Origin of the sequence: uncultured Ralstonia sp., assembly GCA_913056305.1 — a bacterium.
Classification (GTDB): domain Bacteria; phylum Pseudomonadota; class Gammaproteobacteria; order Burkholderiales; family Burkholderiaceae; genus Ralstonia.
Map to the genome: position 1 here is coordinate 32746 of CAJXMR010000002.1, position 26039 is coordinate 58784.

Annotated in this window: 25 protein-coding genes; 14 read left to right on the top strand and 11 right to left on the bottom strand. The window is 68.6% G+C overall.

Annotation, left to right across the window (positions count from 1 at the left end):
* Positions 1-36 precede the first annotated feature (36 nt).
* Genes zwf through QZ609_RS00800 form a run of 3 tightly spaced genes read left to right on the top strand, consistent with a single transcriptional unit; the run spans position 37 to position 3246 of the window.
* Positions 37-1506 carry a glucose-6-phosphate dehydrogenase gene (gene zwf, locus QZ609_RS00790; RefSeq protein WP_295489715.1) on the top strand — a complete coding sequence of 490 codons (1470 nt, stop codon included), beginning with the start codon at positions 37-39 and terminating at the stop codon, positions 1504-1506.
* Positions 1506-2210, top strand: a complete 705-nt coding sequence (pgl, locus tag QZ609_RS00795; RefSeq protein ID WP_295489718.1) for a 6-phosphogluconolactonase — start codon at positions 1506-1508, stop codon at positions 2208-2210. The genes zwf and pgl overlap by 1 nt, the downstream gene beginning before the upstream one ends.
* Positions 2191-3246, top strand: a complete 1056-nt coding sequence (locus QZ609_RS00800) for a glucokinase (RefSeq protein ID WP_295489720.1) — start codon at positions 2191-2193, stop codon at positions 3244-3246. The genes pgl and QZ609_RS00800 overlap by 20 nt, the downstream gene beginning before the upstream one ends.
* A 15-nt stretch (positions 3247-3261) precedes the next feature.
* Here QZ609_RS00800 and QZ609_RS00805 read toward each other — a convergent pair whose 3' ends face one another.
* Entirely contained in the window at positions 3262-4098 is an 837-nt protein-coding gene (locus QZ609_RS00805) for a MurR/RpiR family transcriptional regulator (RefSeq protein ID WP_295489722.1), read from the bottom strand.
* Between the two features lie 216 nt (positions 4099-4314).
* Here QZ609_RS00805 and QZ609_RS00810 point away from each other — a divergent pair, with 216 nt between their 5' ends.
* Positions 4315-6054, top strand: coding sequence for a S53 family peptidase (locus QZ609_RS00810; protein WP_295489726.1), 1740 nt, complete (start codon positions 4315-4317; stop codon positions 6052-6054).
* A 41-nt stretch (positions 6055-6095) separates the two neighbouring features.
* Here QZ609_RS00810 and QZ609_RS00815 read toward each other — a convergent pair whose 3' ends face one another.
* The 7 genes from QZ609_RS00815 to QZ609_RS00845 form a co-directional block, all read right to left on the bottom strand.
* Positions 6096-6704: a MarR family transcriptional regulator gene (locus QZ609_RS00815; protein WP_365900663.1), complete on the bottom strand. Its 609-nt coding sequence runs from the start codon at positions 6702-6704 to the stop codon at positions 6096-6098.
* Between the two features lie 54 nt (positions 6705-6758).
* A complete protein-coding gene (locus QZ609_RS00820; RefSeq protein WP_295489730.1) occupies positions 6759-7634 on the bottom strand; it encodes an alpha/beta hydrolase in 876 nt (291 codons plus the stop codon).
* Entirely contained in the window at positions 7624-8334 is a 711-nt protein-coding gene (locus QZ609_RS00825; protein WP_295489732.1) for an ABC transporter ATP-binding protein, read from the bottom strand. The genes QZ609_RS00820 and QZ609_RS00825 overlap by 11 nt, the downstream gene beginning before the upstream one ends.
* A 1-nt stretch (position 8335) precedes the next feature.
* On the bottom strand, positions 8336-9133 hold the full coding sequence (locus QZ609_RS00830; protein WP_295489735.1) for an ABC transporter ATP-binding protein: 798 nt from the start codon (positions 9131-9133) through the stop codon (positions 8336-8338).
* Complete coding sequence (locus QZ609_RS00835) at positions 9130-10140, bottom strand: branched-chain amino acid ABC transporter permease (RefSeq protein WP_295489738.1); 1011 nt, start codon at positions 10138-10140, stop codon at positions 9130-9132. Before QZ609_RS00835 ends, QZ609_RS00830 begins: the two co-directional genes overlap by 4 nt.
* A 5-nt stretch (positions 10141-10145) precedes the next feature.
* Positions 10146-11063: a branched-chain amino acid ABC transporter permease gene (locus QZ609_RS00840; RefSeq protein ID WP_295489741.1), complete on the bottom strand. Its 918-nt coding sequence runs from the start codon at positions 11061-11063 to the stop codon at positions 10146-10148.
* A 100-nt stretch (positions 11064-11163) separates the two neighbouring features.
* Positions 11164-12330, bottom strand: coding sequence for an ABC transporter substrate-binding protein (locus QZ609_RS00845; protein WP_295489744.1), 1167 nt, complete (start codon positions 12328-12330; stop codon positions 11164-11166).
* Positions 12331-12840: 510 nt separating this feature from the next.
* Between QZ609_RS00845 and QZ609_RS00850 the strand changes: the two genes are divergently transcribed.
* The 10 genes from QZ609_RS00850 to QZ609_RS00895 all read left to right on the top strand — a co-directional run bounded on the left by QZ609_RS00850 (position 12841) and on the right by QZ609_RS00895 (position 21642).
* Positions 12841-13587 (top strand): response regulator transcription factor, encoded by a 747-nt coding sequence (locus tag QZ609_RS00850; protein ID WP_295489747.1) that lies wholly within the window; start codon positions 12841-12843, stop codon positions 13585-13587.
* A 6-nt stretch (positions 13588-13593) separates the two neighbouring features.
* Complete coding sequence (locus QZ609_RS00855; RefSeq protein ID WP_295489749.1) at positions 13594-14910, top strand: ATP-binding protein; 1317 nt, start codon at positions 13594-13596, stop codon at positions 14908-14910.
* Positions 14911-15052: 142 nt separating this feature from the next.
* Positions 15053-16522: a DegQ family serine endoprotease gene (locus tag QZ609_RS00860; RefSeq protein WP_295489751.1), complete on the top strand. Its 1470-nt coding sequence runs from the start codon at positions 15053-15055 to the stop codon at positions 16520-16522.
* Positions 16523-16817: 295 nt separating this feature from the next.
* Complete coding sequence (locus tag QZ609_RS00865) at positions 16818-17315, top strand: DUF2946 family protein (protein ID WP_295489754.1); 498 nt, start codon at positions 16818-16820, stop codon at positions 17313-17315.
* 140 nt (positions 17316-17455) lie between these two features.
* Complete coding sequence (locus QZ609_RS00870) at positions 17456-18517, top strand: transporter (protein WP_295489757.1); 1062 nt, start codon at positions 17456-17458, stop codon at positions 18515-18517.
* Positions 18507-19064, top strand: coding sequence for a TlpA disulfide reductase family protein (locus tag QZ609_RS00875; RefSeq protein WP_295489760.1), 558 nt, complete (start codon positions 18507-18509; stop codon positions 19062-19064). Before QZ609_RS00870 ends, QZ609_RS00875 begins: the two co-directional genes overlap by 11 nt.
* Before the next feature lie 163 nt (positions 19065-19227).
* Positions 19228-19578, top strand: coding sequence for a hypothetical protein (locus QZ609_RS00880; protein WP_295489761.1), 351 nt, complete (start codon positions 19228-19230; stop codon positions 19576-19578).
* Positions 19579-19679: 101 nt separating this feature from the next.
* The gene (locus QZ609_RS00885; RefSeq protein WP_295489764.1) at positions 19680-20024 is read left to right on the top strand and encodes a hypothetical protein; all 345 of its coding nucleotides are present in this window, start codon (positions 19680-19682) and stop codon (positions 20022-20024) included.
* Positions 20025-20106: 82 nt separating this feature from the next.
* The gene (locus tag QZ609_RS00890; protein ID WP_295489831.1) at positions 20107-20544 is read left to right on the top strand and encodes a GFA family protein; all 438 of its coding nucleotides are present in this window, start codon (positions 20107-20109) and stop codon (positions 20542-20544) included.
* A gap of 9 nt (positions 20545-20553) precedes the next feature.
* A complete protein-coding gene (locus tag QZ609_RS00895) occupies positions 20554-21642 on the top strand; it encodes a biotin carboxylase (protein WP_295489766.1) in 1089 nt (362 codons plus the stop codon).
* A 9-nt stretch (positions 21643-21651) separates the two neighbouring features.
* On the opposite strand, the gene QZ609_RS00900 is transcribed toward QZ609_RS00895, so the two are convergent.
* The 3 genes from QZ609_RS00900 to acnA are packed head-to-tail and all read right to left on the bottom strand — an operon-like array spanning position 21652 to position 25972.
* Positions 21652-22377, bottom strand: coding sequence for an ABC transporter substrate-binding protein (locus QZ609_RS00900; protein WP_295489770.1), 726 nt, complete (start codon positions 22375-22377; stop codon positions 21652-21654).
* A gap of 11 nt (positions 22378-22388) precedes the next feature.
* Positions 22389-23285, bottom strand: a complete 897-nt coding sequence (locus QZ609_RS00905) for a GntR family transcriptional regulator (RefSeq protein WP_295489773.1) — start codon at positions 23283-23285, stop codon at positions 22389-22391.
* Between the two features lie 35 nt (positions 23286-23320).
* Positions 23321-25972 (bottom strand): aconitate hydratase AcnA, encoded by a 2652-nt coding sequence (acnA, locus tag QZ609_RS00910; protein WP_295489776.1) that lies wholly within the window; start codon positions 25970-25972, stop codon positions 23321-23323.
* Positions 25973-26039: the final 67 nt, after the last annotated feature.

Genomic DNA, 26039 nt, shown 5'->3' on the forward strand with positions numbered 1-26039 from the left:
CTAGCCTAATCGATGGCTCACACACAGGAGATGACGATGTCGGTGCCCGCATTCGACATGGTGTTGTTTGGCGGTACGGGCGATCTGGCCCGCCGCAAGCTGATCCCGGCCTTGTTCGATGCGCACCAGGGCGGCGACCTCCACCCGCGCGGGCGGATCTTCGCCATCGGCACCCAGCCGCTGGAGACCGCGGGCTACCTGGCGCTGCTCGAGCGCGAGACGCGCCCCACCATGCGCCTCTATTCCGGCGCGCCCGTGTCGGATGACGCCTGGGCCTCGTTTGCGCAGCGCATCGTCTACCAGCAGGTCGACGCCCGCAAGCCGGAGCAGTTCGATGCGCTGGCCGCAGCCCTTGGCGAAGACCGCGCGCCCATCACCGTGTGCTACCTGGCCACCGCCCCCGGCATCTTCGTCAACATCTGCGCGCAGCTCGCGCGCGTCGGGCTGAACACGCCCAACGTGCGGCTGGTGCTCGAAAAGCCGCTGGGCACCGACCTCGCCTCGAACGAGCGCATCAACTCTGCCGTGGCCGAGTTCTTTGCCGAAGACCAGATCTACCGCATCGACCACTACCTCGGGAAGGAATCCGTCCAGAACCTGATGGCGATCCGCTTCGGCAACGCGCTGTTCGAGCCGCTGTGGCGCCGCGAATCGATCAAGGACGTGCAGATCACCATCGCCGAGCAACTCGGCGTGGAGCGGCGCGGCGACTTCTACGACGGCGTCGGCGCGCTGCGCGACATGGTGCAGAACCACCTGCTGCAGCTGCTGTGTATCGTCGCCATGGAGCCGCCGTCGAGCCTGTCGCAAGATGCCATTCGCGACGAGAAGCTCAAGATCCTGAAGGCGCTCAAGCCGATCCCGCTGCAGGAGGTGCCCGAGAAGACCGTGCGCGGCCAGTACCTGGAAGGCGCCATTGCCGGGCAGCCGGTGCAGGGTTATCTGCACGAGCAGGGCATCCCGCCCGACAGCCGCACCGAAACCTTCGTCGCCATCAGGGCCGAGATCGCCAACTGGCGCTGGGCCGGCGTGCCGTTCTACCTGCGCACCGGCAAGCGCATGCCGCAGCGGCTGGCCGAGATCGTGGTGCGCTTCCACGACGTGCCGCACGCGCTGTTTCCCAAGCCGCTGATCCAGTTTCCGGAGAACCGCCTGGTGATCCGCCTGCAGCCGGAAGAAAGCATCCGCCTGCAGTTCCTGACCAAGACACCGGGCGCGGCGCTCGGCCTGCAGCCGTCCACGCTCGACCTGGACTTCACCGACCACGGTGGCGTGCGCCATGCCGGCGCCTACGAGCGCCTGCTGATGGATGCCGTCAACGGCAAGCTGGGCCTGTTCGTGCGCCGCGACGAACAAGCCGAGGCATGGCGCTGGGTGGAGCCTATTATCGAAGCATGGAACGAGGCCCGCACGCCGCCCAAGGGCTACACGGCGGGCAGCTGGGGCCCGGCCGCATCGAGCGCATTGCTCTCGCGCGATGGCGCCGCCTGGCACGAGGAGATGTGATGGTCATGGAATGGCACGCAATGCCTGACGCGCAGACCCAGGTGGCGCAGTTGGCCGACGCCGTCGCCGACACGCTCACCCGCGTGATCGGCACGCACGGCAGTGCATGCCTGGCGGTGTCGGGCGGGCGTTCGCCGATTCCACTGTTTGCCGCGTTGCGCACGCGGCCGCTGCGCTGGGCGGACGTGGCGATCACGCTGGTCGACGAGCGCGCCGTGCCGCCCGACCACGCCGACAGCAACGCGCGCCTGGTGCGCGAACATCTGCTGCAGGATGCCGCCGCTGCAGCACGCTTCTTTCCGCTGGTGCTGTCGCCGCACGTGCACGGCGGCTCGGTGGACGTGGATGCGTGCGTGGCCACGGCCAACGATCCGTTCCAGCAACCTGACGTGGCGATTCTCGGCATGGGCGACGACGGGCATACGGCCTCGCTGTTTCCCGATGCGGCGGAGCTGGGCGAGGGCATCGACCGCGCACGGCCGCCGGCTTACCTGCCGGTGCGCCCGGGCGCCGCGCCGCACCGGCGCATCAGCCTGAACCTGTCGGCGCTGTGCGCGGCGCGCTCGCTGTTTCTCGCCATTGGCGGGGAGGCCAAGCGCGCCGTGTTCGACCGGGCCGCGCAAGGCGAGGCGCAGCACGCGCTGCCGGTCAGCTATGTCATTCATCAGCGGGAGGTACCGCTCGATGTCTATTGGACTGCATGAAGTTGGCGTAGGCGACACGAAGGAAGCGATGGCGTACCCGCGCCTGGTTGGGGATATCGGCGCCACCAACGCGCGCTTTGCGCTGGAGATGGCGCCAATGCGGCTGGCCCATATTGATGTGCGGAAGGGCGACGACTACCCGTCGCTGGAAGCGGCGATGCGCGCGTATCTCGCCTCGCTGCCGCCCGAGATCGCCGCGGCTGGTGTGCGCCATGCGGCCATCGGCATCGCCAACCCGGTGCTGGGCGACCAGATTCGCATGACCAACCGCGACTGGGCGTTTTCCATCGAGGCCATGCGCCAGTCGCTCGGTTTCGACACCTTTGTCGTGCTCAACGACTTTGCCGCGCTGGCGCATTCGCTGCCTTACCTGAGTGCCGACGAACTGCAGCAGGTGGGCGGCGGCGCGTGCGTGGCCGATGCTCCGCGCGCGCTGCTGGGCGCGGGCACTGGCCTAGGCGTGGGCTCGTTGCTGCCGACGCCGGACGGCCGCTTCATTGCCGTGGCAGGCGAGGGCGGGCACGTGGCGTTCTCGCCGATGAACGACGAGGAAGTCGCCATCTGGCACTTCGCACGCGAGCGCTTCGGCCATGTGTCGGCCGAGAGGCTGATCTCGGGCATGGGGCTGGAGCTGATCTATGAGGCGCTGGGCGCGTGCTTCGACCTGTGGCAACAGGGCCCCGCCGTGCGCCGCGCCGCCGACATCACCGCCATCGCCCTGGGCGAGACGGACGACAAAGTGGGCGACCACGCCCGCTGCCGCTATGCCGTCGATACCTTCTGCGCCTTCCTCGGCACGGTGGCGGCCAACCTGGCGGTCACGCTGGGCGCGCGCGGTGGCGTCTACATCGGCGGCGGCATTGTGCCGCGCCTGGGCGCCACCTTCGCCAATTCACCGTTCCGCCGCCGCTTTGAAGACAAGGGCCGCTTCTCCGGCTACGTGGCGGCGATGCCGGTGTATGTCATCCACGCGCCCTATCCCGCGCTGATTGGGCTGTGCGCGGCGATGGACCATGCCGTGGCAAACGGACACTGAGCCGGCCGGCTCAACTCACTCCGGCTGATCGGCCAGCCCGGCAGTGCTGCCTTTGCGCAGCGCCGTCTCCAGCACCAGCGCATCGAGTAGCGCGAGGTGCAGCAGGCGTGCCACCATGGAGCGGTCCGCGACGGCGGCCTCCACACTGGCGGGCAGCGTGACGTCGGCCAGCGCGGCCAGGCGGCTGCCCGGCGCCGTCACGGCAATCACGCGCACGCCCAGCTCGCGCACGCGCTCCACCGCCGTCTGCAGCTCGGGCAGGTCGCCCGACTTGGAGATGGCGATCACCACGTCCCCCGCCTGCAGCACGTTCAACGACATCGACACCAGATACGGATCGCTGTACGCATTGGCAGCGATGCCGTAGCGGAAGAACTTGGTCTGCGCGTCGCGCGCCACCACGCCGGAGCTGCCGAAGCCGTAAAGGTCGATGCGGTGCGCGGCATCCACCAGCGCCACCGCGGCGTCGAGCGCGTGCGCATCGAGCTGGTCGCGCAGCGTGGCCAGCGCGTCGATGGTGTCCTGCAGGACGCGCGTGCCGGCAGCGGGCGCCTTGCGGGCCGGGGCGGTATCGCGCGGCACGTTGCCCTGCGCCAGCCGCAGCTTGAAATCCGACAGGCCGTGGCAGCCCATCGAGCGGCAGAAGCGGATCACGGTCGGCTGGCTCACGCCGGCCTCGCGTGCGATGGCCGCCACCGGCAGGCTCAGCACCGTACCGGGCTGGCGCAGCACCCAATCGGCCACCTGCCGCTCCGCTGGCGAGAGCGTCGGGCGCGCGGCGCGGATGCGTTCGCGCAGGTCGGTGCCGGGGTTGTCTGTGGTGGGTGGCGTTGTGGCGGGCAGGGCGCTCATCTGCGCGGGTTTCGGGTGACGGATCGCATCACGATAAAGGCAAGCGCAGCGCCATGCAACCGGAGGCTGCGCCCCCTCGTAGGACGTGCGGGCTCCGGTTGCAACTGCATGAATTTGCACTTTCCTCAGGCCGGATCGCTCGGTACGTTGAACGGCACCCTCGGCGCCACAAGCGCTTGGGTCCGACAACGTCGTACCTCCTTAAAAGGACTTCCGATGATCCGTACTGCCACCCCCATGCAGCACCTGTCCTCGCTGTGCCGGCAACTGGCCTGCGCCTGGCCGCTCGCGCTGGCCGCCGGTGCGGCGCACGCCGCCACCCCTGTAGCCACCGATTGGGTCGACACCCACACCCGGGCCTTTGTGACCGGCCCGCAACTGATGGCGCGCGGCGCCGCCAATGAACTCGCCACGGGCCAGACCGCCGATGTGCTGATCAGCCTCAAGCTGCGCAATGCGGCCCAGCTCAAGACCCTGGCGCGCGACGTCAACAACCCGCGCAGCGCGCACTACCGCAAGTTCCTCACCCACGAGCAGTTCCTGGCCGAACACGCCCCCACCGAGGCGCAGGTGCAGGCAGTGGTGAGCTACCTGCGCAAGAACGGTTTCATCAACATCGAGGTGGCGCCCAACCGGCTGCTGGTGTCGGCGCGGGGCACGGCGGGCACGGTCAAGACCGCGTTCAACACGCCGCTGGTGCACTACCAGTTGGCCGGCCGGGCAGGGTTTGCCAACTCGGCGCGGGCCCAGGTGCCGCGCGAGCTGGGCGGCATCGTCGGCTCGGTGCTGGGCCTGCAGAGCGTGGCGCGCGCGCGTCCGCTGCTGCACGTGGGCGATGTGGCCGAGGCGCGCACGCTGGCGGCCGGCACGGCCACCGGCCACTCGCCGTCGGAATTCCCGGCGCTGTACGGTGCCATCGGCGTGCCGACGGCCAAGGGCACGACGGTCGGCATCGTCACCATCGGCGGCGTGTCGCAAACATTGCGTGACCTGCGCACCTTCACCAGCAGCAACGGCTATGCGGCCGTCAGCACGCAAACCATCAAGACCAACGGCACCAGCGGCAACTACACCGACGACCAGGAAGGCCAGGGCGAGTGGAACCTCGACAGCCAGTCGGTGGTGGGTGCGGCCGGCGGCGCGGTCGGCAAGCTGGCGTTCTACATGGCCGACCTCAATGCCTCGGGCAACACCGGCCTCACGCAGGCCTTCAACAAGGCCGTGACGGACAACACCGCCAAGGTCATCAACGTGTCGCTCGGCTGGTGCGAGGCCGATGCCAGCGCCGACGGCACGCTCGACGCCGAAGAGCAGATCTTCACCCAGGCCGCGGCGCAGGGGCAGACCTTCTCGGTGTCGTCCGGCGACGAGGGCGTCTACGAGTGCAACAACCGCGGCTATCCGAACGGTGCCAACTACACGGTGTCGTGGCCGGCTGCATCGCCGCACGTGCTGGCCATCGGCGGCACGACGCTGTACACGAATGGCGGCGCGTTCGGTAGCGAGACGGTATGGAACGAAGGGCTCGACGCTAACGGCAAGCTGTGGGCGACCGGTGGCGGCATCAGCACGATCCTGCCGGCGCCGACTTGGCAGAGCGGCAGCAACCGGCAGTTGCCCGATGTGTCGTTCGATGCTGCGCAGGGTACGGGCGCCTTGATCTACAACTACGGGCAGTTGCAGCAGATCGGTGGCACCAGCCTGTCGGCGCCGCTGTTCACCGGTTTCTGGGCGCGCATCCTGGCGGCCAATGGCAGCAATCTGGGTTTCCCGGCGCAACGCTTGTATAACGCCATCCCCGCCAATGCGTCGCTGCTGCAATACGACGTGGTATCGGGCAACAACGGCTACCAGGGCTACGGCTACAACGCGGCCCAGGGCTGGGACTACCCGACCGGCTGGGGCAGCCTGAACATCGGCGCGCTGAACCAGCTCATCCAGTCGGGCGGGTTCTGAGCCACGCGAGGAGGTTGGCGGCCGGCGTCGCCCGGCCGCCGCTAGAGCGCCGGCGGCTCGGCCAGGTGGCGCTTGAGCTTGCCCAGCAGGCTGGAGAGCTGGGCTTGCTCTTCGCGCGCCAGCCCGTCGAACAGGGCGATCACCCACTGCTCGTGCAGTGCCGCCATCTCGGCAAATTGGGCCTTGCCCTTGGGCGTCAGGCAGACGGTGTAGGCACGCCGGTCGCGCGGGTCGTCGCGGCGCTCGATCAGGCCCTCTTCGACCAGCCGATCGGCGATGCCCGTCACGTTGCCGCCCGAGACCATCAGCAGCCGCGACAGGTCGCGCATCTTCAGCCCTTCCGGATGCCGCTCGAGCTGCGCCATCAGGTCAAAGCGCGGCAGGGTGGTTTCAAAGCGGGTGCGCAGCGCGTTGCGCAACTGCGTTTCGACCAGGCTGTGGCAGGTCAGCAACCGCAGCCACAGGCGCAATGCACCGTGATTGCCCGCGGGCACGCCGTCCGCTTCGGGGTGGGTGGCCGCGGCCACGTCGCCTGATGGCGCGGCCTTGCGTCTGCTGGTGTTGCGCGGTGATTTCACGATGCCTGCCAAATGCTGCAGGGCCGTGCCCTGCTTGCCCCGCATCTTACTGGACGCCCCATGGGTTGGCATGTCGGTCTCCGCTGGTCGGCTTGGGCGCGTTTCGTCCCAGGTGTGGGCCCGGTTTCAGGCCCGGCAGATTTCGATCAATTCGAGCGCCGCCTGGAACAACGGCGTCTGCGGCTGGGCAAAGGCCTCGCACAGGCTGACGTGGTCGTCGGCCGGCATGTCGACCGCGCCGCGCCAGCAATCGGGCCATGCACCGGCCAGCAGCGCCAGCTGGCGCTTGAACTCGCGGCTCTCGCGGCCGCCCACCGCGCCGATCAGCGGCGTATCGGCCACGGGCCGCAGGTGGATCGGGCTCAGGGCGGCGATGCGTTCCGGCGTGAAATCGAGGTCGCTGTGCAGGAAGGGCACGTGCGCCAGCGGCGCGAGGTCGGCCAGCGGCGACAGCGCGATGCCGCCCGCCACCAGCCGCGCCGGCAGTGTCCGGTCCAGCGCCGGCCAATCCGTCGCGAGTGCCATGCAGGTCAGGTGCCCGCCCGCCGAGTGGCCAGCCACCACGATGCGGCGGCGGTCGATGCCGAAGGCATCGGCCTGCCGGTACAGCCAGGCGATGGCGCGCCGCGTTTGATCCACGATGGTGTCCAGCGTCGTCGCGGGCGCCAGGCCGTAGTTGACGATGGCCACCGACACGCCGCGCTGCACATAGGCCGGCGCCGCCCAGGTGAAGTCGTCCTTGTGCAGGCGCCGCCAGAAACCACCGTGCAGGAAGACCAGCAGCGGCGCCGCATGCGGGCCGGTGTCAGCGCAGAAGAGGTCGAGCTGCTCCGCCGCGCCGGGCCCATACGCGAGGTTGTAGTGGCCGGGCAGGTCGTTGCGCACCGTACGGGCGCGCTCGCCCCACGCTGCCAAGGTCGACGCAAACGCCGGGACGAAGGCGGAGACATCGTATTCGCGCGCGAGGTCAAGCCCTGGCGCGGGCATCGGTTCAAACGCCAAGATAACGCTCCCACAGGTCAGGCTGGGCCGCCAGGCGGGCGTTGTCGCCGGTCCAGGGCACGTGGCCTTTTTCGATGAAGACGTGGTGGTCGGCCACCCGCTGGATCTCCTGCAGGTATTTATCGATCACCAGGATGGTCTGGCCGGCGGCCTTCAGGCGTGCGAGCACGCTCCAGATTTCGCGGCGGATGAGCGGTGAGATGCCCTCGGTGGCCTCGTCCAGGATCAGCAGGTGGGGGTTGGTCATCAGCGCCCGGCCGATGGCCAGCATCTGCTGCTCGCCGCCCGAGAGCTCGTTGCCCATGTTGCCGCTGCGCTCCTGCAGGCGCGGGAACAGGGCGTAGATGCGGTCGAGGTCCCATGGGTCCGGGCTGCCGTTGCGGTGGCCGGCGAAGGCCGCGAGGTTCTCGCGCACGGTCAGGTTCGGGAAGATCTGCCGCCCTTCCGGCACCAGTGCGATGCCCATCTGCGCGACGCGCTCGGTGGCGCGGCCGTTGAGGCGCTCGCCACGAAAACGCACCTCGCCGCGCCAGGTGGGCAGCAGGTTGAACAGCACCTTGAGCGTGGTGGTCTTGCCCATGCCGTTGCGGCCGAGCAGCGTGGTCACCTGGCCGGCCTGCAGCTCGAACGCCATGCCGAACAGCACCTGGCTCTGGCCGTAGCCCGATTCGACCTGGTCAAAGGAAAGCAGGGCACTCATGTCAGGCCACCGTTGCGTTGGCGGGTTTGGCTTCGTCGGCCTCATCGGCTTCCTCGGCTTCATCGCCGAGATAGGCCTGGATGACGTCCGGGTTGGCGCGGATCGCCTCCGGCGTGCCGGTGGCGATCACGTGGCCGGCCACCAGCACCGAGATGCGGTCGGCCAGGCGGAACACCGCGTCCATGTCGTGCTCGACCAGCACGATGGCGTAGGTGCCGCGCAGCGCGTCGATCAGCTCGGCCATTCGCTGCGACTCTTCCGGGTCGGTGCCGGCCATCGGCTCGTCGAGCAGCAGCACGGCCGGCTTGCACGCCAGCGCCATGCCCAGCTCCAGCGCGCGTTGCTTGCCGTGCGAGAGCGTGCCGACCACGCGGTCCAGCGCATCGGCCAGGCCGACGACGTGGGCGGTCTCCTGCGCCACGGCATCCAACGCCGATTCATCGGCCACCACGCCCAGCACGTCGAACGAATGGCCGGTGCGCGCCTGGGCCGCGAGCGCCAGGTTCTCTCGCACCGTCAGGCGCGGGAAGAGCGTCGTGATCTGGTACGAGCGCGCGATGCCGGCCGCCACGCGCTGGTGCACGCGCAGGCGCGTGACGTCGTTGCCGTTGAACAGGATGCGCCCGCTGTCCGAGGCCAGCTCACCCGAGAGCTGCGCCAGCAGCGTGGTCTTGCCCGCGCCGTTGGGGCCGATCAGCGCATGCACTTCGCCGGCGGCGATCTCCAGATTGCAGTCGTTGGTGGCGACGAGGCCGCCAAAGCGCTTGAACAGGCGGTCCACCTGCAGGATCGGGTTCATTGCGCACCTCCGCGCCGCAGCGCGGCTGCCAGCCGGCCGCGCAGGCTCATCACGCCATTGGGCGCGACCATCACGATCAACAGCAGCAGCGCGCCGAGTACGAGGTTCCAATGCTCGGTCTGCGTGGAAATAACTTCTTCCAGCAGCAGGAAGATCGCCGCGCCGGAAATACCACCCCAGAAGTAGCCCGAGCCGCCCAGGATCACCATCACCATCAGCAGGCCGGACTGCTGCCACGTGAGCGTGTGCGGCGTGACGCCCATGCTGAGGTTGGCCAGCAGCGCGCCCGCCAGCCCTGCCAGGCCGCCCGACAGCGTGAACGCCATCAGCTTGAGCCGATAGACCGGGTAGCCGATGGCCGCCATGCGCCGCTCGTTCTCGCGGATGGCGACCAGCGCCCGCCCAAAGCGCGAGGCGACCAGGCGGTAAAGCAGGGCAAACGCCAGGCCCGCGACGAACAGGACGAAGTAGTAGAAGACCAGGTCGTTTTCCAGCGACAGGCCGGGCACGCTCAGGCGCGCCGTCAGCTGCAGGCCGTCGTCGCCGCCGAGCGCTGGCAGCGACACCGCCAGCAGGTACAGCAACTGCGCAAAGGCCAGCGTGATCATGATGAAGTAGACGCCGCTGGTGCGCAGGCTGGCCGCCCCGATCAGCAACGCGGCCAGCGCGGCCACGGCCACGGCCGCCGGCACGGCCAGCCAGGCCGCCTCCACGCCGTGGCTGGCGAGGAAGGCCACGGTATAGGCACCGGTGCCCAGGAACGCCGCATGCCCGAGGCTGATCATGCCGCCGTAGCCGAGCGCTACGTTGAGCGCGCTGGCGGCCAGCGCCAGGATCAGGATGCGCGTGCCGAGCGTGATGTAGAAGTCCGCACCGATGCCCTGCATCACCAGAGGGTAGAGCGCGAGGCCCACCACCGCCGCAAGCGCGGTCCAGGCACCCGGCAGGCCGGCGGTCAAGGGCGTTTCGGCCGGTTGCAGACGCAGTAAGGATGATTGTTGCGACATGCCGGTCACCCCCGCGCCGGAAAGAGGCCCTTGGGCCGGAAGAACAGGATGCCGACCATCAGCAGGCTCACCAGCATCGATGCCAGCGTGGCGCCCAGCGTGGCCGCCTCCGACACCGCCAGCGCCTTGAGCAGCGTGGTCATCACCAGTCGGCCCAGCGTATCGATCATGCCCACCAGCAGCGCCCCGACCAGCGCGCCGCGCATCGACCCGATGCCACCGATCACGATCACCTCGAACGCCGGGATCAGGATCGATTCGCCCATGCCGACCGACACCGACAGCAGCGGCCCGAGCAGCGCCCCCGCCAGCGCGCACAGCGCGGCACCGAGTGCAAACACGAAGGTGAACAGTGGCTGCACGCGCACGCCCATGGTGGCAGCCATGATCGGGTTCGATGCCCCGGCGCGGATCCACATGCCGAGCCGCGTCTTGTTGACCAGCACATACAGCCCCACCGCCACCGCCAAGCCCACGGCAATGATCACCAGGCGGTACAGCGGGTACTGCAGATCGTCGCCCAGCAGGTTGACGGAGCCGGACAGGCTCTCCGGCATGCCGATCATCAGCGGCTGCGCGCCGAACAGCATCTTGGTGGCTTCGTTGGCGATCAGGATCAGCGCAAAGGTGGCCAGCACCTGCGACAGATGCGGCATGCGCTGCAGGCGCTGGTAGAGCACCTTCTCCAGCACCGCACCGAGCAGCGCCGTGGCCACGATCGCGAGCAGCAGCGCGCCGAAGAAGTTGTGTACGAGCTGATAGAACGCGGCAGCCAGGAAGGCGCCGATCATGTACAGCGAGCCGTGCGCCAGGTTGATCAAGTCCATGATGCCGAACACGAGCGTCAGCCCGGCCGCCAGCAGGAAGAGCATCAGCCCGTACTGCAGGCCGTTGAGGAACTGTTCAAGAATCAATGCCAGCATGACGAATGCGCGGAGCGCGAAGCAGGACAGACGAGACAGCAGGGCAGACGTAGACGTGCCGCTGCGCGCGATCGTCGCAGCGGCATGAAGGCTGGCGCCGTTACTTCATCTTGCACTCGGCCACGTACGTATCCACCAGCTTGTCGGCCACCTTGCCGATGTACTTGTTGCTGACGCTGCCGTCGGCGTTCTTCACCACTTCGCGCAGGTAATAGGCCTGCTCCGGATAGTGGTTGGGGCCGAAACGGTATTCGCCGCGCGTGGTGGGCGCCTTGACGGTTTCCAGGGCGTGGCGCAGCGCCGCCTTGTCGCCCAGCTTGCCGCCGGTCTGCTTGACGGCCGCGTCGATCAGCAGCGCGGCGTCGTAGCCCTGCGAGGCATACAGCGTGGGCATGCGGCCGTATTCCTTCTGGAAGTCGGTGACGAACTGCTTGTTGGTGGGGTTGTCCATCTCGCGATACCAGTGCGAGGTGTTGTAGATGCCCTCCATGGCCGGGCCCACGGCCTTCACGACATCTTCATCGGCGGAGAAGCCAGGCGCGTACAGCGGCGTCTTCTTGAGCAGGCCCGACTGCGCGTACTGCTTGATGAAGTTCACGCCCATCGCGCCGGGCAGGAAGACGTACACCGCGTCGGCATTGGCGGCGCGGATCTGCGCGATCTCGGCGGCGTAGTCGAGCTGGCCGAGCTTGGTCATGATCTCGTCGGCCACCGTGCCCTTGTAGTAGTGCTTGACGCCCGCCAGCGCATCCTTGCCGCCGGGGTAGTTGGGCGCCAGCAGCACGGCGCGCTTGATGCCCTTGTCCTGCATGTACTTGCCCATGGCCTCGTGCAGGTTGTCGTTCTGCCAGGCCACGTTGAAGAAGTACGGATTGCATTGCGCGCCGGCGTACTGGCTCGGGCCCGCGTTGGCCGAGACGTAGAAGGTCTGCGCGTTGAAGAACGCCGGACCCACCGCCAGCATGATGTTGGAGAAGACGACGCCGGTGCCGATGTCGACCTTGTCCTTCTTGAGGAAGCGCTCGGCGATTTGCTTGCCGGTTTCTGGGTTCTGCGCGTCGTCGGCGATCAGCACCTCGGCGGGCAGGCCGCCGAGCTTCTTGTCCAGCCGCTTGAGTGCCAGGTTGAAGCCGTCGCGGATGTCGATGCCCAGGCTCGCGCCCGGGCCGGAGAGCGTGGTCATCATGCCGATCTTGATGCCGTCGGCGGCGGTGGCGCTGGCGGCCAGTGCAGACAGCGCAGCGGCAACAACGAGTGGCTTGAACATGGTGTCTCCTCCGTGTCGGGGTGGGTGCGGCTCACAGGGGTGCGGCTCGGGTTGAAGCGGTGCGGTTGACCGCGTGCCCTGCGCGTGGTGTGCGGCAAAGCGGGGCGTGCCGGGGTACGGCGATGCCGAGTCATGCGGGGCCAAGCGCGGTGACGCCGGCCCAGATTGTTTGAATATGATTAATTTATGTATGAACTATTTAGGGTGTCAATTGCTCGCCGCTCGGGGTTTTCACCGTTCTGATCGGCCGGCGATCGTCTGTCGCCGAGCGCGGCGTGCATCGGTCCGACGGCCCCGGGGCGCACGCCAGCTGCATTTGCGCGGTACGGGCGCTGCGTCATTGCAGCGCAGCAGGGAGGCGAAAGGGGCGGTGTGGGCGCCTTGCCTTTTTCGGATGAGGGGGTAAACCAGAGGCACAGCGCGTGGCGGCGGTGCTGGTGCTGGCCGCGTGCGCAACGGACGCGGACCGCGGTCTTACAATGCGCATTCCCCGGCTCTTTTTCTTCTGACATGCGCGTACTCCTGGTCGAAGACGACGACATGATTGGCGACAGCGTGCGCAAGGGTTTGCGCCACGACGGCTTTGCCATCGACTGGGTGCGCGACGGCGAAGCGGCCATCCACGCCGTGACCGCGCCGGGCGCCGCCATGGGTGCCGCTGGCGCCGAACCAGGCGCCACCATGTTCGACCTGATGCTGCTCGACCTCGGCCTGCCCAAGCGCGACGGGCTGGAGGTGGTGCGCGAAGTGCGCCAGCGCGGCATCCCGATCCCGATCCTGATCCTCACCGCGCGCGATGCGGTGGCCGACCGCGTGGCCGGCCTCAATGCGGGCGCGGACGATTACCTCGTCAAGCCGTTCGACCTGCAGGAGCTGGCCGCGCGCATGCACGCGCTGCTGCGCCGCCAGGGTGGCCGCGCCGATCCGCTGATGCGCCATGGCGAGGTGCTGCTCAACCCCGTCACGCGCGAGGTGCTGCGCGCGGGGCTGCCGGTCAAGCTGTCGGGGCGCGAGTTTGCGGTGCTGCATGCGCTGCTGTCGCGGCCGGGCAAGGTGTGGTCGATCGCGCAGCTGCAAGACAACCTCTACGGCTGGGATGACGAGGTCGGCAGCAACACGGTGGAGGTCTACATCCACGCGTTGCGCAAGAAGCTGGGCAGTCACTTCATCCAGAACATCCGCGGCGTGGGGTATGTGATCCCGCGTGAGACGGCCGCGTCGCCTGCGGAACCGGGCGGCAGCGAAGAAGATCAATAGCCCACCATGCAATCGATTCGCAAAACCTTGTTGTGGTGGCTCTCGGGCGGCCTGCTCGCGGGCATCGTCGCCGCCACCGTGCTCATTTACGCGCAGGCCCGTCAGGAGGCCAACGCGCTGTTCGACTACCAGATGCAGCAGGTGGCCGCCGCGCTGCCCAGCCAGTGGATCGAGCCGCCACCGCCCGCGCTGGCCGCCATCGCGCGCGACGACGATGTGGTGATCCGCATCTGGGACGACAGCGGCCGCAGCCTCTACCTCTCGCACGCGCGGCCGGACCTGCCCGACCGGGCCGAGCTGGGCTTCTCCGATGTCGTCACGCCGGAAGGGCAGTGGCGCGTGTACAGCGTCGCTTTCGGGCCGGCGGTGGTGCAGATCGCGCAGCCGTACAGCGCGCGCCATGAGGTGGCGGCGCGCATGGCACTGCGCACCGTCGCGCCGCTGCTGATCCTGCTGCCGCTGCTGGGCTGGCTGGTGTGGCTGGCGGTGGGGCGCGGCCTCTCGCCGCTGGGCACGGTGGCGCGTCAGGTGCAGGCGCGCGATGCCGCCGCGCTGTCGCCGTTGCCCACGCACGGGCTGCCTGACGAGATCCGCCCGCTCACCACCGCGCTGAACGACCTGCTGGTGCGCCTGGGCGATGCGCTGGCGCACCAGCGCGCCTTCGTCGCCGATGCGGCGCATGCGCTGCGCACGCCGCTGGCCGCGCTCAAGCTGCAGCTGCAGGTGGCCGACCGCGCGCAGAACGACGACGAACGCCGCACCGCCCTCGCCGACCTGCACCGCGGCGTGGAGCGCATGATCCGCCTGGTCGGCCAACTGCTGACGCTGGCGCGCCAGGAGCCCGGTGCTGCCGACACGCAGCGCGGCACGGTCGCGCTCGATGCCATCGCCGCCGATGTGGTGGCCGAGATGGCGCCGGCTGCGCTGCACAAGCACATCGATCTCGGCATCGATGTCGAATCGCAGCCGGCGACCATCTCCGGCAACGCGGATGCGCTGCGCGTGCTGCTGGTCAACCTGGTCGACAACGCGATCTGCTGCTGCCCCGAGGGCGCGCGCATCGATGTCTCGACGGCAAGCACGTCCGACGGTGGCGCGCAACTGGTGGTGGAAGACAACGGCCCCGGCATCCCAGCCGGGGAGCGCGAGCGCGTGCTCGATCGGTTCTACCGGCCGGCACAGGCGCCCACCGGCGGCAGCGGCCTGGGCCTGGCCATCGTGCGCGAGATCGCGCAGGCGCACGACGCCGCGCTGGCGCTGGAAGAACGCGAGGGCGGAGGGCTGCGGGTGGTGCTGCGGTTTCCGTTCCGCATGGCAGCCTAGGGCCTAGAAACACATCGTTGCATGTGACGCCCAAGCCTTTAAGTCTCGTTTAAGTCTGCCCGCCTACGATGCCTGCAACCGATGGGCACGACAGGCGACCTTGCCGGCCGTGGCCCTCGCACCAGCATGAGAGGACACGACAATGACGCGTCAAACCCTGGCACGCAGCGCGGCCGGCCTGGCCGCAGTGATCGCCGTTGCGGGCGGCTATGCCTATCTGCAGAAAGACATGATCTCGCACGCGGTGGCGGCGCCCCTGGCAGCCGCTGCCGCGCCTGCGGCAACGGCCCCGGTGGCCGTGGCGGCGCCGATGGATTTCTCCGGCATCGTCGAGCGCTACGGCCCGGCGGTGGTCAACATCAGCACCACGGCGCACGCACAGCGCACCGGCATGCAGGGCCTGCCGCCCGGCATGAGCCCGGACGATCCGTTTGCCGAGTTCTTCAAGCGTTTCATGCCGCAGGTGCCGCAGCAGCAGGGCGACCAGCTCGTGCGTGGTCTGGGCTCGGGCTTCATCGTCTCGGCCGATGGGCTGATCCTGACCAACGCGCACGTGGTCGACGGCGCGCAGGAGGTCAACGTCAAGCTGACTGACCGCCGCGAGTTCAAGGCCCGCGTGCTGGGCGTCGACAAGCAATCCGACGTGGCGGTGCTGCGCATCTCGGCCAACAACCTGCCGATCGTGCAGATCGGCAGCCCGGCCAACACCAAGGTGGGTGAGCCGGTGCTGGCGATTGGCTCGCCGTACGGCTTCGAGAACACCGTCACGGCGGGCATCGTGAGCGCCAAGTCGCGCTCGCTGCCCGACGATACCTACGTGCCCTTCATCCAGACCGACGTGGCCGTCAACCCCGGCAACTCGGGCGGCCCGCTGTTCAATCAGCGCGGCGAGGTGATCGGCATCAACTCGCAGATCTACAGCCAGACCGGCGGCTACCAGGGCCTGTCGTTTGCCGTGCCGATCGACGTGGCGATGAAGGTCGAGCAGCAGCTCGTGGCCACCGGCAAGGTCACGCGAGGCCGGCTGGGCATTGCGGTGCAGGAGGTCAACCAGGCGCTGGCCGATTCCTTCAAGCTGCCCAAGCCCGAGGGCGCGCTGGTCAACTCGGTGGAGAAGGACGGCCCAGCCGCCCGCGCCGGCCTGCAGCCCGGCGACGTGATCCTGCAGATCGGCGACGCGCGCATCGACCATTCGGGCGATCTGCCCGAACAGGTGGCCGAGATCAAGCCGGGCACCGCCGTGCCACTGCAGATCATGCGTCAGGGCAAGCCGACCACGCTGTCGGTAACGGTGGGTGCGGCCAAGGACACCAAGGTGGCCGCCAAGGATGCCGCCACCCCCGATCAAGGCCGCCTGGGCCTGGCGGTGCGCCCGCTGCAGCCCGAAGAAAAGCGCCAGAGCGGCCTGCCCGGCGGCCTGGTGGTGATGGATGCGACGGGGCCCGCCGCCAAGGTCGGCATCCAGCCGGGGGATGTGATCCTGTCGCTCAACGGCACGCCGGTGTCGAGTGCGCAGGAGCTGCGCACCCTGGTGGATCGGGCCGGCAAGCACGTTGCCCTGTTGGTGCAGCGCGACGACACGAAGATCTTCGTGCCACTGGACCTGGGTTAAGCCAGGATCGATCGGAATTACGGACTTTGCATGTTGCGGCGCGCGCCTGGAAACGGGCCGCGCCGTTTTTCTTTGGCGCGCGGTTTGCCGTGCGCGTTGATGGGGCGCAAAGTCCCTTCACGCCGCTCTGGCTAGCTACGTTTCTTTACGATTTAATACGAAGTATCCGAATGCGCACCGCATCGGCTGCTTCCAGTGGCTGATACGTCACGCGTTCGGTCGTAAAGGACCTGTTGTTCCACGGCTCATCGCGTCTGCTGGCCGGATGGCAACGATCCATCGCCCCGAGCACGACATGCATTTCGCCCGCACCCGCAAGAGACTGACCGCCTGGCTTGGCCTGGCGGCGATGGTGCTCGTGTTCTTCGCGCCGGTGGTGAGCCAGCAGCTTGCATTGCACGCGCTGCATACGGCAGCCGAGCATGCTGTGCCGCCCTGCGAGGCGCAGCCGATGGCCGCCGCCGACTGCGAAATGCCGGCCGATCATCACATGTCGGCCGGGCACGAGATGCCGGTCGAGCACCAGATGCCGGCCGAACACCACATGCTGGCCGGGCATCACATGCCGGTCGAGCACTCCGCGCCGGCTGACCATCACACGCCAGCCGACCATCACGCGGCATGTGGCTATTGCGACCTGCTGGCGCACCACGTGCCTGCGCCGCTGCCGATCGTGCCGATGGCGCAGCCTGCGCCCGACCATGCGCTGGCGTGGCGGGCGGCGTCCGAACGCCTCGCCGTGCACGAGGTGCGGCACGCCGGGCGGCCCCGCGATTCTCCTTTCCTCGCCTGATCACACCCGTTTGGACGGCCTTCCCGCGCAGCATTGGTGCCGCGCGGGCGTCGGCCGCCATCCAACTAGAACATAGCGCGCGACGCATCCGGCCGTAGTCCGGACGCGCGTTCGCGCACGATCAAGGGTGAGGAAACCTCATGAAAACGCAACCGAAGACCCTCAGGCGAGCCATGCTGCTCGCCTGTGCCGCCGGCCTGTTCGCGCCGGTCGCGGCGCACGCCTGCGCCACCTGTGGCTGCTCGCTCAGCACCGATGCCGCGATGGGCTACTCCGCCATCCCGGGCTGGCGCATCAGCCTGGACTACTCGTATATCCCCCAGAACCAGCTGCGCAGCGGCACCGGGTCGGTCACGCCGGCGCAAGTGGCGGCCATCAATGACGCGGGCGGCAACCAGGAGGTCGAGCGCCAGACCATCAACCGCTACATCAACCTCGGCATCCACTACAGCCCGAACAGCAGCTGGAACTTCAGCGCGATCGTGCCGTACGTTGAGCGCGGGCACACCACCTACGGCGCGGTCACGTCGGATCAAATCACGCCCGCCAACATCAGCGGCGCCAACGCCAACGGCCTGGGCGACATCAAGCTGATCGCCAGCTACCAGGGCATCCTGCCCACGCACAACCTGGGCGTGCAACTGGGCGTCAAGCTGCCGACTGGCCGCTACGGCGGGCAGAACACGCTGACCGGTGCCACGGTCGGGCGCAACCCGGTGTTCTTCAACAGCGGGCCCAACGCGGCGGGCGGGCAGGCCCTGGACACCAGCCTGCAGCCCGGTACCGGCAGCACCGACCTGATCCTGGGCGCCTACTACTACCAGCCCGTCAGCCAGGATTTCGACGCCTTCGTCAACGGCCAATTCCAGGCGGCCGTGCAGCAAAGGTTGCGCGACACCGGCGCCGACTTCCGCCCCGGCAACACCGCCACCATGAGCTTTGGCCTGCGTTACGAGGCCAATCCGCACGTCGTGCCGCAGCTGCAGTTCAACGTCACGCGCAAGAACGCCGACAAGGGCGCGTTGGCCGATACCACCAACACGGCCGGCACGGTGGTGTACCTGTCGCCGGGCGTGACGGTGAGCGTGGCGCACAACATGCAGGTCTATGCCTTCCTGCAGAAGGCGGTGTACAGCAACTTGCAGGGCTACCAGCTGTTCCCGCGCTGGTCGGGCACCGTGGGAGCCAGCTATGCGTTCTGAAGTGGAGATGCCTTCAACGCAAGCCTGGTCGCGGCGTGGGTGGCTGCGGGCGGCCGGCGCGCTGGCGCTGGGCGCCGGGCTGGCAGGTCGGCAACCCGAGGCGCAGGCGGCCAGCCTGGAGGTGGGGCGGCCAGCGCCGCCCCTGACCCTGCGCACCCTGGACGGGCACAGCATCGCCACCGAAGACCTGCGCGGCAAGGTGGTGGTGCTGACCTTCTGGGCGACGTGGTGCGAGCCCTGCCGCCAGGAGCTGCCGCTGCTGTCGGCCTACGCCGCGCGCCATGCCGACCGCGGCCTGCGCGTGCTCGGCTTCAGCCTGGACGAACCGGGCGAGCTGGCGGCGGTGCGTGAGGTGGCGGCAGGGCTGAGCTTTCCGGTGGGCCTGCTCGGCAGCCCCTACGCCGGGGGCTACGGCCGGGTCTGGCGGATCCCCGTGAACTTCACGATCGACCGCAACGGCATGCTGGCCGACAACGGCTGGGACACGCGCGACGCCGCCTGGACCGCCGAGCGCCTGGAGCGCGTTGTCACACCGCTGTTGCGCTGACGGCGCAGACTGCTGGCCACCGCGCGGGCGCCGTCGAGCGTGCCTGCGCGGCGCCAGCATTGACTTCGCACGTGCCGTTTCCCGCGAAGGCAGGTATCATGCGGGCTACGCGCCGTTTTCGTCTGCAAAGCCAGCAACGGCGCGGTGAGCTGAGCGCACGACGATGGATTTCAACCCCGATCTGGAAGGTTTGCCGCTGTTCGCCAAACCCGCATTCGGCTGGGAGGAACCGGCGTCGGCGTCGTCAGCGGACACCCCGCCTGCCAAACCCCGCCGCCCGCGCCAATGGCGTGGTCCCATCACACACTGGGAACGCGGCTACCGCTCCCATTACTACCGCGACAAGCGCGGCAAGAAGCTCGGCGAGATCCACTTGAGCACGCGCGGCCAACTGCCGCTGGTGTACCGCTGGCTGGCTGGCACGCTCTCAGGCGTGGAGGGCTCGCTGTCGCACGCCCGCCTGCGGGTGGAAGAGTCCATCGGGTTTGGGATGCGGCAGATGGCGCTGTTCTGAGGCGCACCTTCCTTCCGTATGTGACCGCGCGGTGTGCCCTGGCCTGCCTTGGGCGCGAAAATTGCGTCTCCACGGTGTTCACCGCCACCAGGAGCGCCGCCATGACCATGCTCGTTCGCGTCTACACCGATCACGCCGCCGCAGAAGCCGCCCGGCAGGCCGTGCTCAACACCGGGCTGCGCGCGGATTGCGTCGCGCTGTCGTTCCAGGGCGACGAAGCCGGCGCCCTGCGCGGCAATTTCCTCTCCGGCGACTACGAGCCGCGTGGCGCCTGGGCGGAAACCTATGAAAGCAAATTCCAGAACGTCGAACTGGGCGGCCGGTTTGTGCTGACGGTCGAGGCTCGGCCCGAGCAGGTTGGGCCGGCTGAGGCCGTGCTCTCCGCCTCGGGCGGCAATGCGGTGGACGACCTCTGCCCGGGCGGCGTGCCACCGCGCGCAAACTGAGCGTGAGCTGGCCGGTGCCTGGGCCGGGGCGCCAGTAGAATGCACGTCGGCATTCCAGCACAGGAGACCCGGTTTGACGGCCATTCCCGACACTCTGCAATGCACCTGCGCTCGCGTCCGGTTGCGCATTGCCGGGGCGCCCGCCGCGCGCGCCCACTGCCATTGCAACGCCTGCCGCGACTTCTACGGCACGCCGGTGCTCTCCGCCACCGCGTGGGACCCGGCCAACGTCACCATCGAACACGGCGCCGACAGTCTCGCCGCCTTCCAGCACCCCACGCGCCAGCTCAAGCGGCATTTCTGCCGGCACTGCGGCGAGACGCTGTTCGGCAACAACCGGCTCGGCATGGTGGTCATCCCCAACAGCCTGTTTGCGCGCGCCGCCGGCAATGCATTGCCCGCCGCGCTGCAGCCGACCCTGCATCTGTTCTATCGGCACCGCGTGGTGGACGTGGTGGATACGCTGCCTAAGTATCTGGATGGGTGGGACGGGCTGCTGCACGAGCCCGAGCCGGTTTAGGCGGTGCGCATGCGGCCTGATCGCCCGCGCATCGCCATCCTGTACCAGGCGCTGCCGCCGCCGGTAATCGACGGCCTGCGCAAGGACGCCAAGCCCGGCGGCTATGCCGACAGCGGCGCGGATATCGGCTTCACGCTGCGGCAGGCCGGCTACGACCTGCTCACACCGGTGCCCGCGCCCGACCCCGCGCGGACGATGGACTGGGTGTTTCCCGACACCGCCGAGGGCATTGCCGATGCGCTTGCGCGCGGCGCCACGCTGCTGTGGGCCAACACCGTGCTGTTCGCGGGGCATCCACTTGAAGACGTCCTGCACAAGGTTTGGGTGGTCGGGCAACACCCCAGGCGCCAGCAGGACGTCGACGACAAGTTCGCCACCAACGCGTTGCTACGTGCGCACGGCTTGCCCGTGGCCGCGTCCTGCCTGGCCGGCCACGAGCCGATCGACGGTGTGCCGCCCGTGCACGCCATCGACGCCGGCATGCTGCGCACGCTGGGCCTCGCCTTCCCGCTGATCGTCAAACCCGTACGCGGGCGCGGCAGCCAGGGCGTGACGCTGGTGCGCGACCTGGCGGCGTTCCACGGGGCCACGCGTGCGCTGCTCGACGGCGGGGCGTTTGGCAATGCGCTCATCGTCGAGGAATTTCTCGACGGGCAGGAGCTGACCGTGACAGTGATGCCCCGTCAGGCCGATCTGCCCGCGCCCTACAGCAGCGACATCGCCAGCGCCTTGCCGCCGGTGCGCCGCTTCAACCATGACGACGGCGTCGCACCCTACAACGGCGTGGTGGCCGTCACGCAGAACAGCGCCGTCCTCACCCCCGCAGAAGCCGAAGCGCCCGCCGTGCGCGCGCTCATCGGCGATTGCCTGCGCGCCTATGCGCTGGTTGGCGCCCGCGCGCCGATCCGCATCGATTGCCGCGCGGATGCGCATGGGCGCTACAAGCTGTTCGATCTGAACATGAAGCCGAACATGACCGGCGCCGGGCGGCCGGGGCGGGAAGCGGAGGACAGCTTGTCGGCGATCGCGGCGCGGGGGTTGGGGTGGGGCTATGCCGATCTGCTGGCGAGGATGGCGAGCGGCAGTTGGCGGGAGTGAACCCCGAGGTTACGGCGCAACGGAAACGCCGCTGATGGCGTGCCGCTGGAGCGCCGCTGCGACAAAGCCCGACGCCTTCATCTCTTCGACAAAGCGGGCCACGTAGGCCGCAGCGCCCTCGCCCCGGCTGGTGGGCACGCCCATCGCCTGGCGGATCACCATGAAGCGCTCGCCCAGCAGGCGCAGGCCCGGCACGTGCGCGGCGTCCGCTTCGAGTTGCTGCTTGACGCCGGCCGCCACCTCGCACCCCGATTCGAGAAAGGTCTGCACCACCGTGGGCGAGGTCGGCGCGCGGACGATCTCTGCATGCTGCAGCTCACGCGTGAGGAACAGGTCATACGCGCTGCCCTTGCCGACCACGACGCGGGTGCCGGCGTGGTCCACCTCCGCATTGCTGCGGATGGGCGAATCGTCGCGCACGAGGTAGTAGCCCTCGATCAGCACGTACGGCTCGGTAAAGGCGATGCTCGCGGCGCGGCGCGGGTCGATGGCGAAGAAGCCGATGTCGGCCTGCTCCTGCGAGACGGCATCGACCGATTTGCCGGCTGCATCGACTACCACCAGTTGCAGCTCGACGCCCAGCCGCTCGGCAAGGGTGCGCGCCAGGTCAACGGACACGCCGATAGCCTGCCCCTGCGCATCCAACCCCGCAAGAATCGGATTGCCCGTGTTGATGGAAGCGCGCAGGGCGCCCGTGGGTGCCAGGGCGGCAAGCAGGGTCGAATCGATAGACATGTGGGGGCCGGCTAGGGAGTGAGGATGCTCGAAATCTTGGAGATCGCGTCGAGCGTGTGGCGCAGGTGCGCGCGCATCATGACCGAGGCCTCTTCGTTGCGCTCGCGTTCGAGCAGGTCGAGGATGGCAAGGTGTTGCCTGGCATGTTCCGGATAGCGCTCGCGGTGCTGCATCGAGCGGTAAGACAGCAGACGGCGCACGCGATTGACGCGGCGGATGGTGTCAACGAAGAACGCGTTGCCGGAGGCCTCGACCAGTGATTCGTGAAAGCGCACGCCGCGGTCGTGGAGCTGGTCGGCGGTGTCGGTTTCGATGCCGCCGGCAAGCAGGTGGTTCTCGGCCGCGCGCAGCCGCTCGATGACGCGCGGGTCGAGCCGGTAGCCGGGCTCCAGCAGCGCGGCTGGCTCCAGCGCCAGCCGCAGGCGGTACGACTGCAGCAGGCTGTCGGGCGTGGTCAGCATGGTCGAGAACTGCCAGCCGTAGCCCGGCTTGCGCTCGGCCCACCCCTCTTGCGCGATGCGGCCCAGCACGGCGTTGAGTTGTGTGGTGGTCAAGCCATAGCGCGTGCGGATCGTTTGCTCGGCAAACGCGTCGGGCAGCAGGCCTTTGAGGCGGTCGTCGGCGATCTGGAAATAGGCGCGGCTCACCAGGTCGGTTTCGTCCAGGCCGAGTTCGGAGGCGACCACCGAAGCGGGCGCCGTCACTGGCTTGGCGACGAAGTAGCCGCGATTCTTCTCGCGCGCCAGGATGCCTTTTTCGTGCAGCAGCGCCAGCGCCTCGTTCACGGGCGAGCGCGAGACGCGCAGCCGGTCGGCGATCATCTGGGCGGGCAGGTGCGAGCCGACTTCCAAGCCATCGGTCTGGATGAGATCGACGATTTGCGTGGCGATGGGGCGGTCGTGCTTCATGGCGCAGGTCATGGCGGCACGGGCATCTGCAGCGCTCAAGCGGGGGCGGTCGAAGGTTGCCCCGCCAGCCCGGCCAAGGTCTCGCCGAGGATCGAGGGGATCACGCCGCCACGGCGCAGCAAGGCCGTCTCGAGTTGCGTCTCCACGGCTGCTGTGGCGACGAAGGCGTCCACACGGCCGTCGGCTCGCATGATGCGGACCGGGACGTCACAGCGCGGCGTGATCCGCTCCGGCAACGCCGAGATGTGGATCGTGTCGCCCGTGCGAACGTTCAACGCTTGCGGACTCACCCCCGCCGGAAACCGCAGCGGCAGGATGCCCATGCCAATCAAATTGGAACGGTGAATGCGCTCGAAGCTTACCGCAATGACCGCCCGGATCCCGAGCAGGCGCTGTCCCTTGGCGGCCCAGTCGCGCGACGAGCCCGCGCCATAGCGCGCGCCGGCCAGCAGCACGACGGAGGCGCCTTCGTCGTGATAGCGCCAGGCGGCCTCGTGGATGGGCATGACCTCGCCGCTGGGCGCGTGCACGGTGTGGGCGACCGGCACGTCGGGCGCCAGCAGGTTCACCAGCGTCTTGCTGTAGAACGCGGCGCGCACCATGACCTCCCAGTTGCCACGGCGGGAAGCGAAGACGTTCAGATCGTTGCGGTCATCCCCCCGCGCGACCAGGAATTCGGCCACGAAGCTCTCCTTCGGGATGGCGCTGGCCGGGGAGATGTGGTCGGTGGTGATGTCGTCGCCCAGCACGAGCAGCGGATGGGCATCGTAGTCGCCGAGCTGGGTGCCGGCGTCCAGCGAGGCGAACGGCGGGCGGCGCAATGCGGTGGATTGCGCATCCCACGGGTAGCGCGGGGTGTCGGGTGCGTCGATGGCCGCCCACATCGGGCTGGTGGTGGCCATGGCGAAGGCGCGGCGGTAATCCGTGGGCGACGTCCCGTGCTGGACCAGCGCTTCGATCTCCTCACGCGTCGGCCACAAGTCGCGCAAGTACACAGGTGTGTCGTCATCGGTGGTTTGCAGCGGCTCGCGACTCAGGTCGAGCGCCGCGTCGCCCGCCAGCGCAAACGCGATCACCAGCGGCGGCGACATGATGAAGCCGAGGCTCAAGTCCGGATGCACACGGCCGGGGAAGTTGCGGTTGCCCGACAGCACGGCCACCGGTGCCACCGACGCCACCCCGCCTTGCGCGATGGCGTGCTGGATCGGTGCGGTCAGCGGACCGGAGTTGCCGATGCACGTGGTGCAGCCGAACCCGACGATGTCGAAGCCCACGGCGGACAAATCCTCGATGAGCCCGGCGCGCTGCAGATATTCGGCTGCGGCGGGCGATCCCGGCGCCAGCGAGGTCTTGACCCAGGCCGGCACGCGCAGCCCTCGTTCGCGGGCGCGGCGTGCCACCAGACCGGCGGCGATGAGCTGCGCCGGGTCCGACGTGTTGGTGCAACTCGTGATCGCGGCGATGGCCACGGGATACGCGGGCAAGGCGCCATCGGATCGGGGGTGCGTGGCCACTGCGGCCAACGCGCGCCCCGTCTCGGTATAGGGCAGCAGATCCTGCGGCCGGCGTGGCCCCGCCACGTGCAGATGCACGGTGCCCAGGTCGATCTCGATCACGCGCGTATAGCGCGGCGCGTTGTCCGGATCGAACCACAGGCCGGCGCGACGGTGCAGTGCCTCCACCTGCGCGATGGCCGCCTCCGACCGCCCGGTCGCCCGCAGGTAGGCGAGCGTCTGCGCATCGACGGGGAAGTAGCCGGTCGTGGCGCCGTACTCGGGCGCCATGTTGGCGACAACGGACCGCTCGCCCGCCGTGAGCGTGGCCACGCCAGGGCCGAAGAACTCGACAAATTCGCCCGACACGCCGATGTCGCGCAGCGCCTTGGTCACTGTCAGTGCCAGGTCCGTGGCCGACGACCCCGCCGGCAGCACACCGTGCAGGCGCACGCCGATCACGTTGGGAATGCGCTGCATGACCGGCATGCCGAACATCACCGTCTGCGCCTCCAGCCCACCCACGCCCCAGCCGAGCACGCCGATGCCGTTGACCATCGGCGTATGGCTGTCGGTGCCGATCAGGGTGTCCGGCACCAGCCACGGCGCGCCGTCAATGGTCTGCACGGTGGCCACCGTCGCCAGTTGCTCCAGGTTGATGGTGTGCATGATCCCCGTGCCCGGCGGGTGGATGCGCACGCCGCGCAGCGCTTTCGATGCCCAGCGCAGAAAGCGGTAGCGCTCGGCGTTGCGGCGCATCTCGGTCTGCAGATTGCGCGTGGCGGCATCGGGCTGCGCGTAGTGCTCGACCGCCAGTGAGTGGTCGACCGACACGTCCACCGGCAGCACCGGGTTCAGCGCGGCCGGGTCGGCGCCGGCTTCCGCCAGCGCATCGCGCATCGCGGCGATATCCACCAGCGCGGGCGTGCTGGTCGTGTCGTGCATCAGCACGCGGTTCGGCTGGAAGGCGATCTCCTCCTCGCTGGTGCCGGCGTCCAGCCAGCGCAGCACGCCGTTCACCGCGCGCTGGCGTTCCTCACCTGCTGTGTTCCGGATCATGTTCTCCAGCAGCAGCCTCAGCACAACGGGCAGCCGCATGAGCGTGCTGCCGAACATCGCGGGCAGATCGACGTAGTGGTAGGTGACGTCGCCGACGCTCACCGACGCTCGGGGAGGGGGGTAGGTGTTTTCCATGAGTGAATTTTTGCACGTGTTTACGGAAAAATGCAATCAAGTGGAAACCCGAACCCCGGCCATTCCC

Excerpts from the sequence above, each read along its gene's own strand:
- zwf (WP_295489715.1), top strand. The coding sequence starts at position 37 with ATGTCGGTGCCCGCATTCGACATGGTGTTGTTTGGCGGTACGGGCGAT.
- pgl (WP_295489718.1), top strand. The coding sequence starts at position 1,506 with ATGGTCATGGAATGGCACGCAATGCCTGACGCGCAGACCCAGGTGGCG.
- QZ609_RS00800 (WP_295489720.1), top strand. The coding sequence starts at position 2,191 with ATGTCTATTGGACTGCATGAAGTTGGCGTAGGCGACACGAAGGAAGCG.
- QZ609_RS00805 (WP_295489722.1), bottom strand. The coding sequence starts at position 4,098 with ATGAGCGCCCTGCCCGCCACAACGCCACCCACCACAGACAACCCCGGC.
- QZ609_RS00810 (WP_295489726.1), top strand. The coding sequence starts at position 4,315 with ATGATCCGTACTGCCACCCCCATGCAGCACCTGTCCTCGCTGTGCCGG.
- QZ609_RS00815 (WP_365900663.1), bottom strand. The coding sequence starts at position 6,704 with ATGCCAACCCATGGGGCGTCCAGTAAGATGCGGGGCAAGCAGGGCACG.
- QZ609_RS00825 (WP_295489732.1), bottom strand. The coding sequence starts at position 8,334 with ATGAGTGCCCTGCTTTCCTTTGACCAGGTCGAATCGGGCTACGGCCAG.
- QZ609_RS00830 (WP_295489735.1), bottom strand. The coding sequence starts at position 9,133 with ATGAACCCGATCCTGCAGGTGGACCGCCTGTTCAAGCGCTTTGGCGGC.
- QZ609_RS00835 (WP_295489738.1), bottom strand. The coding sequence starts at position 10,140 with ATGTCGCAACAATCATCCTTACTGCGTCTGCAACCGGCCGAAACGCCC.
- QZ609_RS00840 (WP_295489741.1), bottom strand. The coding sequence starts at position 11,063 with ATGCTGGCATTGATTCTTGAACAGTTCCTCAACGGCCTGCAGTACGGG.
- QZ609_RS00845 (WP_295489744.1), bottom strand. The coding sequence starts at position 12,330 with ATGTTCAAGCCACTCGTTGTTGCCGCTGCGCTGTCTGCACTGGCCGCC.
- QZ609_RS00850 (WP_295489747.1), top strand. The coding sequence starts at position 12,841 with ATGCGCGTACTCCTGGTCGAAGACGACGACATGATTGGCGACAGCGTG.
- QZ609_RS00855 (WP_295489749.1), top strand. The coding sequence starts at position 13,594 with ATGCAATCGATTCGCAAAACCTTGTTGTGGTGGCTCTCGGGCGGCCTG.
- QZ609_RS00860 (WP_295489751.1), top strand. The coding sequence starts at position 15,053 with ATGACGCGTCAAACCCTGGCACGCAGCGCGGCCGGCCTGGCCGCAGTG.
- QZ609_RS00865 (WP_295489754.1), top strand. The coding sequence starts at position 16,818 with ATGCATTTCGCCCGCACCCGCAAGAGACTGACCGCCTGGCTTGGCCTG.
- QZ609_RS00870 (WP_295489757.1), top strand. The coding sequence starts at position 17,456 with ATGAAAACGCAACCGAAGACCCTCAGGCGAGCCATGCTGCTCGCCTGT.
- QZ609_RS00875 (WP_295489760.1), top strand. The coding sequence starts at position 18,507 with ATGCGTTCTGAAGTGGAGATGCCTTCAACGCAAGCCTGGTCGCGGCGT.
- QZ609_RS00880 (WP_295489761.1), top strand. The coding sequence starts at position 19,228 with ATGGATTTCAACCCCGATCTGGAAGGTTTGCCGCTGTTCGCCAAACCC.
- QZ609_RS00885 (WP_295489764.1), top strand. The coding sequence starts at position 19,680 with ATGACCATGCTCGTTCGCGTCTACACCGATCACGCCGCCGCAGAAGCC.
- QZ609_RS00895 (WP_295489766.1), top strand. The coding sequence starts at position 20,554 with ATGCGGCCTGATCGCCCGCGCATCGCCATCCTGTACCAGGCGCTGCCG.
- QZ609_RS00900 (WP_295489770.1), bottom strand. The coding sequence starts at position 22,377 with ATGTCTATCGATTCGACCCTGCTTGCCGCCCTGGCACCCACGGGCGCC.
- QZ609_RS00905 (WP_295489773.1), bottom strand. The coding sequence starts at position 23,285 with ATGAAGCACGACCGCCCCATCGCCACGCAAATCGTCGATCTCATCCAG.
- acnA (WP_295489776.1), bottom strand. The coding sequence starts at position 25,972 with ATGGAAAACACCTACCCCCCTCCCCGAGCGTCGGTGAGCGTCGGCGAC.